The 13,791-nt window shown below is 42.0% G+C and carries 19 protein-coding genes; 16 read left to right on the top strand and 3 right to left on the bottom strand.

The features are described from left to right. The first annotated feature begins 229 nt into the window (after window positions 1-229). Together CSQ79_RS11805 and CSQ79_RS11810 are read left to right on the top strand one after the other, a co-directional pair. Complete coding sequence (locus CSQ79_RS11805; RefSeq protein WP_099701389.1) at window positions 230-1,210, top strand: cysteine synthase A; 981 nt, start codon at window positions 230-232, stop codon at window positions 1,208-1,210. A gap of 60 nt (window positions 1,211-1,270) precedes the next feature. Further along, window positions 1,271-1,588 carry a (2Fe-2S) ferredoxin domain-containing protein gene (locus CSQ79_RS11810; protein WP_099701390.1) on the top strand — a complete coding sequence of 106 codons (318 nt, stop codon included), beginning with the start codon at window positions 1,271-1,273 and terminating at the stop codon, window positions 1,586-1,588. Here CSQ79_RS11810 and ygfZ read toward each other — a convergent pair. Both ygfZ and CSQ79_RS11820 read right to left on the bottom strand, forming a co-directional pair. After that, on the bottom strand, window positions 1,573-2,637 hold the full coding sequence (ygfZ, locus tag CSQ79_RS11815) for a CAF17-like 4Fe-4S cluster assembly/insertion protein YgfZ (protein WP_099701391.1): 1,065 nt from the start codon (window positions 2,635-2,637) through the stop codon (window positions 1,573-1,575). The two genes, CSQ79_RS11810 and ygfZ, sit on opposite strands and share 16 nt — an antisense overlap. Window positions 2,638-2,665: 28 nt before the next feature. Next, window positions 2,666-3,169: a hypothetical protein gene (locus CSQ79_RS11820; RefSeq protein ID WP_099701392.1), complete on the bottom strand. Its 504-nt coding sequence runs from the start codon at window positions 3,167-3,169 to the stop codon at window positions 2,666-2,668. Window positions 3,170-3,698: 529 nt separating this feature from the next. On the opposite strand from CSQ79_RS11820, the gene CSQ79_RS11825 reads away from it, so the two are divergent. Continuing rightward, a complete protein-coding gene (locus CSQ79_RS11825; protein ID WP_099701393.1) occupies window positions 3,699-6,005 on the top strand; it encodes an NACHT domain-containing protein in 2,307 nt (768 codons plus the stop codon). Window positions 6,006-6,069: 64 nt separating this feature from the next. Here the strand turns inward: CSQ79_RS11825 and CSQ79_RS11830 are convergent, their stop codons facing one another. Further along, a complete protein-coding gene (locus CSQ79_RS11830; RefSeq protein ID WP_099701394.1) occupies window positions 6,070-6,558 on the bottom strand; it encodes an NAD(P)H-quinone oxidoreductase subunit N in 489 nt (162 codons plus the stop codon). An 848-nt stretch (window positions 6,559-7,406) separates the two neighbouring features. Here CSQ79_RS11830 and rplC point away from each other — a divergent pair. The 13 genes from rplC (at window position 7,407) to rplE (ending at window position 13,776) form a co-directional block, all read left to right on the top strand. Beyond that, window positions 7,407-8,045 (top strand): 50S ribosomal protein L3, encoded by a 639-nt coding sequence (gene rplC / locus CSQ79_RS11835; RefSeq protein ID WP_099701395.1) that lies wholly within the window; start codon window positions 7,407-7,409, stop codon window positions 8,043-8,045. A gap of 83 nt (window positions 8,046-8,128) precedes the next feature. Then, on the top strand, window positions 8,129-8,761 hold the full coding sequence (gene rplD / locus CSQ79_RS11840) for a 50S ribosomal protein L4 (RefSeq protein WP_099701396.1): 633 nt from the start codon (window positions 8,129-8,131) through the stop codon (window positions 8,759-8,761). After that, window positions 8,754-9,068 (top strand): 50S ribosomal protein L23, encoded by a 315-nt coding sequence (locus tag CSQ79_RS11845; RefSeq protein ID WP_099701397.1) that lies wholly within the window; start codon window positions 8,754-8,756, stop codon window positions 9,066-9,068. The genes rplD and CSQ79_RS11845 overlap by 8 nt, the downstream gene beginning before the upstream one ends. A 69-nt stretch (window positions 9,069-9,137) precedes the next feature. Next, window positions 9,138-10,001: a 50S ribosomal protein L2 gene (gene rplB, locus CSQ79_RS11850; RefSeq protein ID WP_099701398.1), complete on the top strand. Its 864-nt coding sequence runs from the start codon at window positions 9,138-9,140 to the stop codon at window positions 9,999-10,001. Window positions 10,002-10,030: 29 nt separating this feature from the next. Further along, window positions 10,031-10,309, top strand: coding sequence for a 30S ribosomal protein S19 (gene rpsS, locus CSQ79_RS11855; RefSeq protein WP_099701399.1), 279 nt, complete (start codon window positions 10,031-10,033; stop codon window positions 10,307-10,309). A 41-nt stretch (window positions 10,310-10,350) separates the two neighbouring features. Next, window positions 10,351-10,719, top strand: a complete 369-nt coding sequence (gene rplV / locus CSQ79_RS11860) for a 50S ribosomal protein L22 (protein WP_099701400.1) — start codon at window positions 10,351-10,353, stop codon at window positions 10,717-10,719. A gap of 18 nt (window positions 10,720-10,737) precedes the next feature. Then, complete coding sequence (rpsC, locus tag CSQ79_RS11865; RefSeq protein ID WP_099701401.1) at window positions 10,738-11,490, top strand: 30S ribosomal protein S3; 753 nt, start codon at window positions 10,738-10,740, stop codon at window positions 11,488-11,490. A gap of 43 nt (window positions 11,491-11,533) precedes the next feature. Continuing rightward, the gene (gene rplP, locus CSQ79_RS11870) at window positions 11,534-11,953 is read left to right on the top strand and encodes a 50S ribosomal protein L16 (RefSeq protein ID WP_099701402.1); all 420 of its coding nucleotides are present in this window, start codon (window positions 11,534-11,536) and stop codon (window positions 11,951-11,953) included. 3 nt (window positions 11,954-11,956) lie between these two features. Beyond that, window positions 11,957-12,184, top strand: coding sequence for a 50S ribosomal protein L29 (rpmC, locus tag CSQ79_RS11875; protein ID WP_099701403.1), 228 nt, complete (start codon window positions 11,957-11,959; stop codon window positions 12,182-12,184). Between the two features lie 6 nt (window positions 12,185-12,190). Then, window positions 12,191-12,442 (top strand): 30S ribosomal protein S17, encoded by a 252-nt coding sequence (gene rpsQ, locus CSQ79_RS11880; RefSeq protein ID WP_099701404.1) that lies wholly within the window; start codon window positions 12,191-12,193, stop codon window positions 12,440-12,442. 18 nt (window positions 12,443-12,460) lie between these two features. Beyond that, window positions 12,461-12,829 (top strand): 50S ribosomal protein L14, encoded by a 369-nt coding sequence (rplN, locus tag CSQ79_RS11885; RefSeq protein WP_099701405.1) that lies wholly within the window; start codon window positions 12,461-12,463, stop codon window positions 12,827-12,829. Further along, complete coding sequence (rplX, locus tag CSQ79_RS11890) at window positions 12,829-13,185, top strand: 50S ribosomal protein L24 (protein WP_099701406.1); 357 nt, start codon at window positions 12,829-12,831, stop codon at window positions 13,183-13,185. The genes rplN and rplX overlap by 1 nt, the downstream gene beginning before the upstream one ends. Window positions 13,186-13,230: 45 nt before the next feature. Then, on the top strand, window positions 13,231-13,776 hold the full coding sequence (gene rplE / locus CSQ79_RS11895) for a 50S ribosomal protein L5 (protein ID WP_099701407.1): 546 nt from the start codon (window positions 13,231-13,233) through the stop codon (window positions 13,774-13,776). Window positions 13,777-13,791: the final 15 nt, after the last annotated feature.

Below are 13,791 nucleotides of genomic sequence, written 5' to 3' on the forward strand. Positions count from 1 at the left end.
GTACCTAAGCTATCTCTGCTCAATTGGTCCATGCACCATCTGGAATTCGTCTGCCAAGGAATTTTCTCAACTCATAATTCTCTTAAACTCACCTCTCAACGCCACTTGCTACAACAGGGGACACCCCCAAAGGCGCAGTGGCTCCCCCTCACCCCTCTGCAATGTCAAAAGGCAGTATGAGAAAATAGACTGTGAGTAGTAATGTCAGAAAGACTGGAATTAAATCGCAGTGGATATTAAAAATGGTTTTGTAGATACCGTTGGTAACACACCATTAATTCGGTTAAAGCGCTTCAGTGAAGAAACAGGGTGTGACATTCTTGGTAAAGCAGAGTTTCTCAATCCTGGTGGTTCTGTCAAAGATCGAGCAGCACTTTACATTATCAAAGATGCAGAAGAAAAAGGATTGCTCAAACCTGGTGGTACTGTCGTAGAAGGAACTGCTGGCAATACTGGTATTGGTTTAGCCCATATATGCAACGCCAAAGGCTACAAATGTCTAATTGTGATTCCTGAAACTCAATCACAAGAGAAAATGGATGCTTTGAGAACCTTAGGCGCCCAAGTCCGTCCAGTACCAGCCGTGCCCTACAAAGATCCAAACAATTACGTCAAACTCTCAGGTAGAATTGCCTCAGAGATGGAAAATGCTATCTGGGCAAATCAGTTCGATAATTTAGCAAACCGTCAAGCTCATTACGAAACTACAGGATTTGAGATTTGGCAGCAAACCGATGGTAAGGTCGATGCTTGGATAACTTCTACTGGCACTGGTGGGACTTTAGCTGGTGTTGCCATGTTCCTCAAAGAGAAAAACCCAGCAGTTAAAACTGTTTTAGCCGATCCTATGGGCAGTGCGCTATACAGTTACATTAAAACTGGTGAAACTAAAAGTGAAGGTAGTTCGATTACCGAAGGCATTGGGAACAGTCGTGTAACTGCAAATATGGAAGGTGCGCCAATTGACGACGCTATTAGAATTGAGGATCCTGAGTGTATCCGTGTTGTTTATCGATTACTGCGTGAAGAAGGAATCTTTGTCGGTGGTTCTTCTGGAATTAATGTGGCAGCAGCAGTCACCCTTGCTAAACAAATGGGCCCAGGACACACGATTGTGACAATTCTATGTGATAGTGGAGGGCGTTATCAATCACGACTTTTTAACCAAGAATGGCTGGCAACAAAAGGGCTATCACCCAATGTGAATTAGCCGCCCAAGCATAACAATAACATCGTTATCCCTTTCCCTCATGACAACGCTTGAGTATTGATGTCGAACACATTTTTTAACAGGCGATCGCACTCTCAACAAGACAATCTTTCCAGATGCGTCATGGTGTGCCAACATCGCACTTGTCGTAAACAAGGCGCGGCAAAAGTACTTGCTGCTTTTCAATCTCATCCAGTTGCGGGGATTGATATTGTCAGCAGTAACTGCCTAGGGCAGTGCGGTAATGGACCTATGGTACTAGTGTTACCAGAGCAAATTTGGTATAGTCGCGTTCAACCTGCTGAAGTACCAGCAGTAGTAAAAAGACATCTTCTGGGCGGATGTCCTGTAGCAGCAATGCTTTACTCACCTCGGTAGTATTCATGAGTAAGAAAGGGAACATCCACTACTTCTCCCACAATATCTCCTACTTTTACCTCTAAACCAAGTCCGCCTGCTTTGTTGCGGATGTAACCTAATCCAAAGTAACCTTTCTCAATAGCAGTACAACTAGTAAGCTTGCCAACTTTTTCGTCTCCCACTGTAATGACACTTCCAGGTTCTACTTGCGAATCGAGGCGAATACCCCACAGATGTTGTTTGACTCCTTTGTATGTGTTGAGACGGGCAATAGTTTCTTGTCCGATGTAGCATCCTTTATCGAAGGAAATAGAGTGCCATAATCCTGCTTCTAAAGGATTATAGTCTTCGGTAAGTTCTTTTTCTGGTGTTGGGCGACCTTGGAGAATGCGTAGCTGTTCCCAAACCCGATCGCCTATCGGTTTTACTCCTACTTGGATAATAGTACTCCATACATTTGCCGCAGCTTCAATAGGAATAATCAATGTGTACCCTGGTAACGCCAAGCCACTACCGGCTGCAATGCGCACTTCACTTTCTGCAAACTTTACGACTTGATGATGTGCATACGGCTGATTGATAATTGCACTTGCTCCCAATTGCTCTAAAACTGCATCACTTTTTGGTCCAATCAAACTAAATGTTGCTGTTGCATCTGTGATGTCTTTTAACTGCACTTTATCAGCAAAAAAGATATAGCGGTCTAACCAGTCAATCAGAAACTCGCGGCGATTGGGTGAAACAATTAACAAAACTGCATCTTCACCAACATAAGCTGTGACTAAATCAATTGTCCGCGCAGTAGAAGTAATAAAAACAGTATCGCAGCCTTGTCCTGGTTTGAGTTGCTGAAAATTATTAGTACTTTGGTTATGCAAAAACCGCAGGCGTTCCTCATCACTAACTTGAATTCGTCCCCAATGTGAGCGATCGCATAAAACAACCTCCTCTTGAGAAGCCTGCAGTGCAGCTGCATCATTGCCAAAACTGACTGGAACATCACAATCTTGCGTGCTTTCAGCAAACTTTGCTCCAGTATGAAGCTGAATATTTCGCAGTTGCTGCATAAAATTTACCTTTCTACTATTAGCTTATTTATACATCTGGCAGGTTAGCAAACAACTGCGCAACTAACTCTCCTGCTTTTTCATCTAACTGTTGCCAGTCGATATCGCCAGTTTCATCAATCAGACTCGTATCAATTTTAATGTCGTTTGAATGTGTTGTACCTGATGGGTTGTAGCTACAAAAGCAAATTTGATAACACAGTTCCCATAAATTCACCTCAACTTCTGGTACACCCTGATGATGTAAGCACAAGTGATATTCTGGTTGTGGTGTTGGTAAATGAATTAATCTTTGTTCTATCTCTGTCACTTGGTCTGGAGAAGCAGTATCTAAGTAGTGTACGAGTTGTGTTACAGTTCCTTTTACTTCTTCTGTTGTGCCTTCAGGCCAAACCATAACGTCTTTGTATGTTCCTCGCCAATTCGATGCTTCAAGTTGCTTACCAATATGATCAATAACTCGAATGAACGCTGGTTGCATTAATATTTCAGCTTGCTGCCAAGCTAGAGGATCTGTAATTTTGGGTAGCATAAGATGATTTTGTAGGACTAAATGCAATAAAGTACAAAAGCTTTTCTGTATTCTTACAAAAATTTTGTTAGCTTTGCGATCGCCTTATACTGGTATAAATTAGTGTTTGATACTACTGAACAACGTTTATTAAGTATCGATAGTATAAACTCGCTCTTAATTATTCATGTTTTAGCATGTATTTTTAGCTACCACCACTTTTAATACTAGTAAATTTTCCTAATAAATTGCATGGCAAAAAACTATATCCTACGATAGGATACATGGTTAGAAAATGTCATATAATAATTTTTAAGATATAGAGTTAAGTAGAAAATCTAAAGTATTTAAAATACTCCTTTTTAATTATTAAGAGGAGGTCAAATTTTAATAATCTTGTTTACGTAGTAGTTAATAAATCGTTCTTAATAAGAAATTGACTAAACGGCAGTAGTATATTAAATTAGATATTTTTGACTTTATTTATACCTTTTCTTTAAAAAATATATAAAGCAATTTTTTTTATCTTTGTGCAGATTTCAAACATTTTATGAAAACGCGAGCAAGTCGTTCACTAAAAGCTACAGTAGAGGGAATCAAGCAAGCCAATAAAGCTGTACTGAAATTTGCGACAAAAACAGAGTTAGCAGTAGAACTAGAAGTTTCTCGTGCCACTGTACAAAATTTTTTTGCAGGAAAACCAGTTGCTAGAGAAAATTTCCATAAAATCTGTGAAAAGCTAGGCATATCTTGGCAAGAAATAGCAGACTTTCCAGAACAATATCTATTGTCAGAAAGCACAGTAAATATATCTTGTCAAGACTTTTCAGGCTTTATTTCAAGAAACATACAGCAAAATATCCAAACTGTTATTCAGCAAAAATGCGGTAGTTTTAGAGTTTTAGATATGTCACAGCCTAGAACTCTACAGGAAGTTTATACTAGTCTTAACATTTTAGAGAACATTAGTAATCGTAATTGGCTAGAGATAGAGCAACTTCATCAAAATTTTAATTTAATAGATGATAACAAAATAGTCTCGAGCAATAGTAAAATACAGGATTTCTCAGCATTACAAGCTGTCAAAAAATACTCCAAACTAATTCTTTTAGGGAAACCAGGTTCTGGCAAAACAACACTTCTCAAACACATTGCAATAGAATCTGTTTCAGAAAATTTAATAATTCTAAAAATCCCTATCTTTATTACACTCAAAAATTTTGCAGAAAGCCGATATAAACTTAGCTTAGTTACGTATATCAAACAAGAGCTAGCTAGCTATGGCATCAATAAATTATTTGCTACTCAAATATTAAATCAAGGTCAAGCACTAATTTTATTAGATGGACTAGATGAAGTAGGTCAAAAAGATATTTATTGCGTTTTACAGCAAATCAGCGAAATTAGTACTAAATATCACACTAATCAGTTTATTTTGACCTGTCGTATAGGATCAACAGAGTACAATTTAGAACACTTTACTGAAGTAGAACTTACTGATTTTAATCAATACCAAATTAGTAGTTTCGTAAAAAAATGGTTTGCGGGGACAGCGATTGATAAAGGCAAACGTTTTCTTCTCAAATTACAACAAAACCCGCGCTTGCAAGAACTTGCGACAAACCCCTTACTATTAACGTTACTTTGTTTGGTGTTTGCAGAAGCCGGACATTTTCCTACCAATCGGAACAAGTTATATCAAGAAGCATTGGATATTTTACTTAAGAAATGGGACGCTAAGCGCTATGTTGAGCGTGATGAAGTTTACAAACAGCTATCAGTATCGCGAAAGCATGAATTATTAAGCTACATTGCACGAAATACATTTGAGAAAGGAGAATACTTCTTTAAACAGCAGGATCTAGAACGGTATATTGCAGAATATATCTATAACTTCCCAGATGTATGTGCATGTGGGCAGAGTTTATCGTTCAAACCCGAAGCTATACTTAAAGCAATAGAAGCCCAGCATGGTTTACTTGTAGAACGTGCTAAAGGGATTTACTCTTTCTCCCATCTAACATTTCAGGAATATTTTACTGCAAAAAATATTGTTTGTAACGCAGAAGCCAAAGGTGATAAAGCATTAACGCAACTTGCGAATTGTATTACTGATAAGCGCTGGCAGGAAATATTCATACTATGTGTAGGAATGCTGCCACAGGCAGACTATTTATTACTGCTAGCAAAGAAATACATTGATTACTTATTAGCCGACGACATCCAATTGCAACAATTTTTGAGGTGGCTAGATGCCAAGTCATACAATACATCAAGTTCTTGTTCTTTGTTGAACTTGCGAGCCTTTTATCTTGACCTAGAACTTAGTCGGACTTGTGGAATTATAGAAGGCAAATTAGAGTTATCTAAAGCTTGTAATCCCGCATTTACTCGTTATATCAACTCCGAATTATCTCTCGATCTAGCTCTAGACCGCGTTCTTACAATTGACTATATTTTGAAACAAACCACTCAACCCGTATTAATTTATCATCGCGTTTTAGATCGAGCAATTGTGCGTGCTAGTCTTGTTGCGCCTGAATTAAGACAAGTACTACAAGCACTTAAGCAACATACAATAGATTATTGTCAGAGTAATGACAGCTTTATTAAGTGGTGGATAACTGCTGGTCAAGATGAAATAACATTATTGAGAAACGCGGTCATTCAGCAGCGTAACTTTGCTTACGATTGGCATTTTAATCCTCATCAACAAAACTTGTTGAAGCAGTATTACGATACTACTATACTATTGCTCAACTGCTTAAATTCTAACTGCGTTTCTATTGAAGTTCGACAGAAAATAGCAAATTCTATATTGCTACCTTCAGCAAAGCTATCTCAGGTTGCAGTATAAAGTTAAGAGGAGAATCCCCTTACTTTATACTTAAGAATTGCGATCGCACTTTACGTCCAGCAGGCTATGCACTTTGATAGCTACTTGGTAGTGTATCTTTTAGTGGTGTCCACCGAAAATAGCGATCGCCACCTCTTTCTAGCACAACTTTTACTCGTGGTTCTAAGCTTGCTAAATTTGCTAAGTATTCAATCTCTTGACTAGCAAGCAAATGTCCTTCAATCATCCACAGAACTAATCCTTTTGATTTCGGTGGTAGTTGTTCTAGATGATACGTAACTATCGGTGGTGCATAGTAAACATTTCCTACTGCGGCGCCTTTGCCAACACTTTTTTTGCCTAAGTGTGGAGGACGTATTCCGTGAACTCTAGTCAAATATGCTGCTACATCACCCAAAGAGCGAGCTGTAATGTGTAAGGTAGTATATCCTGCTGCTCGTAGTCGGCGTTGATAGCGACCTTCAAAACCTCCCTCCAGTGGTACATAAACTCCAAGTGCACCAGACTTTTCCAAGTCTTTGATAAATTTATTGCCAGTAATAATTAGTGCCATAAGTTTTTTGTTCTCATTGAAACGTCAACGCCTGCTATTGTGATATATCAACCAATAGTGGATGGTTACTGCTATGTCTAGCAAGACTGTTCCTTACTCGTGTATTATCTCTAATTTTAAGTATCTATGCTTAGCTATAAGAATTCTCATTATTTTTTGGATTGATAAAAACAAATTATATTTTGATTCTCAATTTTGATCGCACAAATCTAAGAGAACTTCATAGCACTTCAATTTTCAGCATCCAATGTAGACAAAAAAATCATATTGGTTTATGATGTTAGATTGTGACCAAAATGCCTCAATCGTGAGCCAACAACTTTATTACTAGGGTTGTCGGCAGCGTAAACTATTTGGCAGCACGGACGTGTTGATTGCTAGATTTAAAGGGTAGCGTTATAATTTTTTATGGCGTTATGCTATCAAACTGCGCTCTCCAAATAGAGCAGACGGCAAAGCTAATTGTATTGGCTAGCGCCCAAAGTCGCATGAGGCACATACGCTGGGAGCTTGGCATTTCCAAGCAGTTATCTAATTGAACCTTGGTTCAATGGGCGAGTAGTAAAGCAGAAGTAGACAGCAATGTGTTAACACCTGCGGTACAGTCTAAAGCTCATCAGCATAGATACTAAACGGCAAGCCGTTTAAGTCTAGGTGAGGTCATTAACTGCAAGAGCGATCGCTCTAAATCTGAAGTGTATGTCCATGCGTAGGCATTAAACCAAAAGTGACTTCTTTTTTACTCATACTTTGAGTAGTGGGGAAGAAACTTTCTAGTGAAACCGGTTGCAGCGAATCAGCGTTATCCGGTGCTAATTCAACCTTGAAAAAAGGAGAAACCAGTTACTGTGGCTGTAGGTATCCTCGGCACAAAGCTGGGCATGACCCAAGTGTTTGACGAGGCAGGAAAAGCAATTCCTGTAACTGTAGTTCAAGCCGGTCCATGCACAGTTACGCAAATCAAAACGAAGGAAACAGATGGCTATACTGCCATCCAAGTTGGTTACAAAGAAGTGAAGCCCAAAGCATTAAACAAACCGCTTCTGGGTCATCTTGCTAAATCATCTGCTCCATCTTTGCGTCACTTACGTGAGTATCACTTAGATAACCCAAGTGAATACGATCTAGGTCAAGAAATCAAAGCAGATATCTTTACTTCTGGGCAGATGGTCAATGTCATCGGGACTAGCATTGGTCGTGGTTTTGCCGGTTATCAAAGACGGCATAACTTTGGTCGCGGACCAATGTCTCATGGTTCTAAAAACCATCGATTACCTGGTTCAATTGGTGCAGGGACAACTCCAGGGCGTGTTTATCCTGGTAAAAAGATGGCAGGTCGTTTGGGCGGAAAGCGCGTGACAATTCCTCAATTGACAGTAGTACAGGTAGATTCAGAGCGTAACCTACTCCTGATCAAGGGCGCAGTTCCAGGTAAGCCTGGTGCTTTATTAAACATTGTGCCAGCACGACGAGGTAGTCAAACGTAGGGCGAAGCTATAGGAATTGCCACTACAGGTGATTGGGGTAAATCTTGATACCCAACACCGAGCTACAAAGAAAGGATAAACAAATGGTAGATTGTGTAGTAAAAAACTGGCAAGGAGAAGAGGTAGGACAAGCAACACTCGATTTGCGCGTTGCCAAAGAAGATAGTGCTGCTCATATTGTCCACCGAGCCTTGGTACGGCAAATAACCAACGCCAGACAAGGTACAGCAAGTACTAAAACTCGTGCAGAGGTTCGTGGCGGTGGTCGCAAACCTTGGCGGCAAAAAGGAACGGGTCGCGCGCGTGCTGGCTCAATCCGTTCTCCACTGTGGCGGGGTGGTGGTGTCATCTTTGGACCAAAGCCGAGAGATTATGAAATTAAGATGAATCGCAAAGAGCGGCGGTTAGCTTTGCGTACAGCTTTGACAAGTCGGGCTGCGGATATGGTAGTGGTAGAAGATTTTGCGAGTGAGCTACCAAGACCAAAAACGAAAGACCTCTTAGCAGCGATCGCACGTTGGGGAATTGACCCAGAAACAAAGGTTCTGTTAATTTTGCCTGAGCTTGTAGAAACTGTTTATCTCTCAGCACGAAACGTTGCTCAAGTCAAGTTAATTGCTGCCGATCGGTTGAATGTTTACGACCTATTAAATGCTGACCGAATCGTGACTACGGTAGCTGCCATTGAAAAGATTCAGGAGGTCTACGGTGCCTAAGATAGATCCGCGATCGCTACCTGATTTAGTCCGTCGTCCCATACTAACTGAAAAGGCGACTCGGCTAATGGAGGAAAACAAATTCACATTTGAAGTGATTCCTCAAGCTACCAAGCCAGACATCAAAGCAGCGATCGAAGACTTGTTTCAAGTCAAAGTTATTCAAGTAAACACTCAGCAACAACCACGCAAGCAACGTCGAGTAGGGAGATTTATTGGCTTTAAGTCTCAATACAAAAAAGCGATTGTTACGGTAGCGACTGGGGAAGAAGACAAAATTAGAAAAGTCCTGTTCCCAGATGTTTAGTGCGTTGTCAGTTGTTATATAGACAATTCAATCAACAACTTGAACTTTTAAACACAACAAACAAAACTTATGGGTACACGTTCTTATCGTCCATATACACCCAGTACGCGCCAGCGTATTGTCTCTGACTTTAATGAAATTACTAAAACTGAACCAGAGCGATCGCTAACAACCTCAGTTCACCGTCCTAAAGGTCGAAACAATCGTGGTGTCATTACCAGTCGTCGCCGAGGTGGCGGACACAAGCGTTTATATCGGGCGATCGACTTTAAACGCAATAAACATAATATTCCCGCCAAAGTAGCCGCGATCGAATACGATCCCAACCGCAATGCTCGCATCGCTCTGCTGTATTACCAAGATGGAGAAAAACGGTACATTATTCAACCGAATGGCTTGAAAGTGGGACAAACCGTAATTTCCGGTCCAGATGCACCTTTTGAAGATGGTAATGCTCTCCCACTTAGCAGAATTCCTCTAGGAACAACAGTTCACAATGTTGAACTCTATCCTGGTCGTGGTGCTCAAATTGTTCGTGCTGCCGGTGCTAGTGCGCAAGTAGTTGCGAAAGAGGGTAACTACGTTACACTCAAGCTTCCTTCGGGCGAAGTCCGGCTTGTGCGCCGCGAATGCTACGCCACAATTGGGCAAGTTGGCAACATTGATGTACGCAACCTTAGCTCAGGAAAAGCAGGACGAAATCGTTGGAAAGGACGCCGACCTAAGGTCAGAGGTAGTGTAATGAACCCAGTCGATCACCCACATGGTGGTGGTGAGGGTAGAGCACCAATTGGTAGATCAGGACCTGTGACACCTTGGGGTAAGCCAACCTTAGGAGCTAAAACACGTAAGCCAAAGAAAGCTAGCAATGCTCTCATCATTCGTCGTCGTCGCAAGTCTTCCAAACGCGGTCGCGGTGGCAGAGAATCATAAATCTAAAATCTAACATCCAACATTGAGCTATGGGTCGTTCTTTAAAAAAAGGTCCTTTTGTTGCTGATAGTTTGCTCAGCAAAATCGAAAAGCTAAATACAAAAGGCGAAAAACAAGTCATCAAAACATGGTCGCGAGCATCTACTATTTTGCCTCAGATGGTCGGTCACACAATCGCTGTCCACAATGGACGGCAACACGTGCCGGTCTTTATCAACGAGCAAATGGTAGGACACAAACTAGGTGAGTTCGCTCCGACACGTACCTTTCGCGGTCATGCCAAAAGCGATAAAAAAGCAGGGAGATAAATAGCTGATAGCTGTGAGCTAACAGCTAAAGGAGAAATGTTATGGCTAGTGATACTACAGAAGTAAAAGCAAGCGCCCGTTACATCCGGATGTCTCCCTACAAAGTACGTCGCGTTCTCGATCAAATTCGCGGGCGATCGTACCGAGAAGCGTTGATAATTCTGGAATTTATGCCCTACAGAGCCTGCGATCCAATCCTCAAAGTGCTCAGAAGTGCAGTTGCTAATGCTGAACATAATGCTGGCTTAGACCCAGCAGAGCTAAAAATTACTCAAGCGTATGCAGATCAAGGACCAGTGCTTAAGCGTTTTCAACCAAGAGCACAAGGTCGAGCTTACCAAATTCGCAAGCCTACGTGTCACATTACAGTGGCAGTTGCGACAGACACAGCGTTAGCAGCAGAAAGTTAGTCACAAGAGGAAGTATTTGTGGGACAAAAAATTCATCCAATCGGGTTTCGCCTAGGAGTTACCCAAGAACATCAATCGCAGTGGTTTGCTGAACCAGGGCGTTATCCTGAAATTCTTAAAGAAGATCATAAACTACGCAATTACGTCGAGCAAAAGCTGGGCAGATTAGCGCAAAATAATAACGCAGGAATTTCTGAAGTACGGATTGAGCGTAAGGCAGATCAAATCGACCTTGAAGTCCGCACAGCTCGTCCTGGAGTCGTCGTCGGTCGTGGTGGTACTGGAATTGAATCACTGCGCACAGGATTACAAGAATTACTCGGTGGAAACCGTCAAATTCGCATTAATGTTGTCGAAGTACAACAAGTTGATGCTGATGCTTATCTCATTGCTGAGTACATTGCACAGCAGCTGGAACGCCGCGTTTCCTTCCGTCGCGTCGTTCGGCAAACAATTCAACGCGCTCAAAAAGCTGGTATTCAAGGTATCCGGATTCAAGTCAGCGGTCGGCTCAATGGTGCAGAAATTGCTCGTACTGAGTGGACTCGTGAAGGCAGAGTACCGCTACATACATTAAGAGCGGACATTGACTATGCCTATACGACGGCACGAACCATCTATGGAATTTTGGGAATTAAAGTGTGGATCTTTAAGGGAGAGATTATTCCTGGACAAGAGCAAACACCAACACCGACAACAACTCAACCGCGCCGTCGCCAACCACAACAGCGCCGTCGTCAGCAGTTTGAAGACCGTTCCAACGAAGAATAACAGCCGTTAGCAAGAATGCTAATTGCTTTAAAGGTACCCAATCATGCTAAGTCCTAGAAGAACAAAATTCCGCAAACAACAGCGCGGACGAATGGAAGGAATCGCCACTAGAGGTAATAATCTCAATTTTGGTGATTTTGGTCTCCAAGCTTTAGAACCCGCTTGGATCACTTCACGTCAAATCGAAGCTTCACGTCGGGCAATGACTCGCTATATTCGTCGTGGTGGCAAAATTTGGATTCGCATATTTCCTGATAAACCTGTAACGATGCGCCCAGCAGAAACGCGGATGGGTTCAGGTAAAGGTTCTCCTGAATATTGGGTGGCAGTTGTTAAGCCAGGACGAATTTTGTTTGAAATTGCCGGCGTTCCCGAAGAAACAGCACGGGAAGCAATGCGTTTAGCAATGTATAAGCTACCAATTAAAACAAAGTTTGTTGTGCGTTCAGAGGATGAGGTTTAGAGTATGCCACTTCCGAAAATTTCCGAAGCAAGAAATTTAAGTGATGAAGAAATAGTTGCCCAAATCACTGCCTTGAAGAAGCAACTATTTCAACTGCGCCTCCAAAAAGCCACGCGACAGTTGGAAAAACCACATCAGTTTAAGCACGCTAGACATCAACTAGCACAATTACTCACTGTGGAACACGAAAGAAAAGCAGCAGCACAATCTCAGTCTGGTGCAAAAGAATAGGTAACTATGGCAATTAAAGAACGAGTTGGCGTTGTAGTCAGCGACAAAATGGCAAAAACGGTGGTCGTCGCCGTTGAAAACCGCGCTTCTCATCCCAAATATGGAAAAATCGTCGTCCAAACGCGGCGCTATAAAGCTCACGACGAAGCAAATGAATGTAAAGAAGGCGATCGCGTCCGCATTCAAGAAAGTAGACCTCTCAGCCGCACAAAACGCTGGGTGGTTAAAGAAATCCTTAGTAGTGCCACTACTAGCTAGACAATCGGGAGATTAGCTGTGATTCAACCCCAGTCTTACCTTAATGTTGCTGATAACAGCGGTGCGCGAAAATTGATGTGCATTCGTGTTATGGGTGCAGGTAATCGCCGTTATGGCGGTGTCGGCGATGTAATTATCGCTGTAGTCAAAGATGCCATTCCGAATATGGCAGTGAAAAAATCAGATGTTGTGCGTGCAGTGATTGTCCGGACGCGTAAAGGATTGCGTCGCGATAGTGGCATGAGTATTCGTTTTGATGACAATGCAGCAGTCATTATCAATGCCGATGGTAATCCTCGCGGTACTCGTGTTTTTGGACCAGTTGCCCGCGAACTGCGCGACAAAAACTATACGAAAATTGTTTCCCTGGCTCCGGAGGTGCTGTAATGGCTGCACAGAAGAATGGATCTACACCGATTCGCTACAAAATGCACGTCAAAACCGGAGATACCGTACAAGTGATCTCAGGTAGCGACAAGGGCAAAGTCGGTGAAGTCCTCAAGACATTTCCTAAATTAAGCAAAGTGATCGTTCAAGGCGTGAATGTCAAAACCAAGCACGTCAAACCCACACAAGAGGGCGAATCCGGTCGCATTGTAACTTCAGAAGCACCGATTCATAGCTCTAATGTCATGCTCTACTCGACAAAGCAAAACGTTGCTAGTCGCGTTTGCTACACCTTTAACGAGCAAGGACGTAAAGTCCGCATGCTCAAAAAAACTGGTGAAATCCTTGATAAATAGCTTAATTTTCCTGACCAAGACCAGGAAGTAGTAGAAGTAAAAACTATGACAGCACGACTCAAAAGCTTATACCAAGAACAGATAGTCCCGCAGTTGATGGAGCAGTTTCAGTATATAAATATCCATCAAGTGCCAAAGTTGACAAAAGTAACAGTAAATCGAGGTTTGGGCGAAGCCGCACAAAACGCGAAAGCGCTTGAATCGTCCATTAACGAGATTGCCACAATTACAGGTCAAAAACCCGTTGTTACGCGTGCCAAAAAAGCGATCGCTGGCTTTAAAATTCGCCAAGGTATGCCAGTTGGCTTGATGGTGACATTGCGTGGCGAACGGATGTATGCCTTTGTAGACAGACTTGTTAACTTGGCATTACCTCGTATTCGTGACTTTCGCGGTATCAGCCCTAAAAGCTTTGACGGACGCGGTAACTATACCCTTGGTGTTCGCGAACAACTGATTTTCCCAGAAGTTGATTACGACAGCATCGATCAAATTCGGGGTATGGATATTTCCATTATCACTACAGCAAAAAACGATGAAGAAGGTCGCGCATTGCTCAAAGCAATGGGAATGCCTTTTCGGGATCAATAACGTTTATTAAGAGGA

Origin of the sequence: Gloeocapsopsis sp. IPPAS B-1203 (assembly GCF_002749975.1) — a bacterium.
In the GTDB taxonomy this organism is placed as follows: Bacteria; Cyanobacteriota; Cyanobacteriia; order Cyanobacteriales; family Chroococcidiopsidaceae; genus Gloeocapsopsis.

Excerpts from the sequence above, each read along its gene's own strand:
- rplB (WP_099701398.1), top strand. The coding sequence starts at position 9,138 with ATGGGTACACGTTCTTATCGTCCATATACACCCAGTACGCGCCAGCGT.
- CSQ79_RS11830 (WP_099701394.1), bottom strand. The coding sequence starts at position 6,558 with ATGGCACTAATTATTACTGGCAATAAATTTATCAAAGACTTGGAAAAG.
- rplV (WP_099701400.1), top strand. The coding sequence starts at position 10,351 with ATGGCTAGTGATACTACAGAAGTAAAAGCAAGCGCCCGTTACATCCGG.
- ygfZ (WP_099701391.1), bottom strand. The coding sequence starts at position 2,637 with ATGCAGCAACTGCGAAATATTCAGCTTCATACTGGAGCAAAGTTTGCT.
- rpsQ (WP_099701404.1), top strand. The coding sequence starts at position 12,191 with ATGGCAATTAAAGAACGAGTTGGCGTTGTAGTCAGCGACAAAATGGCA.
- rplX (WP_099701406.1), top strand. The coding sequence starts at position 12,829 with ATGGCTGCACAGAAGAATGGATCTACACCGATTCGCTACAAAATGCAC.
- CSQ79_RS11810 (WP_099701390.1), top strand. The coding sequence starts at position 1,271 with ATGTCGAACACATTTTTTAACAGGCGATCGCACTCTCAACAAGACAAT.
- rpsS (WP_099701399.1), top strand. The coding sequence starts at position 10,031 with ATGGGTCGTTCTTTAAAAAAAGGTCCTTTTGTTGCTGATAGTTTGCTC.
- rplP (WP_099701402.1), top strand. The coding sequence starts at position 11,534 with ATGCTAAGTCCTAGAAGAACAAAATTCCGCAAACAACAGCGCGGACGA.
- rplD (WP_099701396.1), top strand. The coding sequence starts at position 8,129 with ATGGTAGATTGTGTAGTAAAAAACTGGCAAGGAGAAGAGGTAGGACAA.
- CSQ79_RS11820 (WP_099701392.1), bottom strand. The coding sequence starts at position 3,169 with ATGCTACCCAAAATTACAGATCCTCTAGCTTGGCAGCAAGCTGAAATA.
- rpmC (WP_099701403.1), top strand. The coding sequence starts at position 11,957 with ATGCCACTTCCGAAAATTTCCGAAGCAAGAAATTTAAGTGATGAAGAA.
- CSQ79_RS11825 (WP_099701393.1), top strand. The coding sequence starts at position 3,699 with ATGAAAACGCGAGCAAGTCGTTCACTAAAAGCTACAGTAGAGGGAATC.
- rplE (WP_099701407.1), top strand. The coding sequence starts at position 13,231 with ATGACAGCACGACTCAAAAGCTTATACCAAGAACAGATAGTCCCGCAG.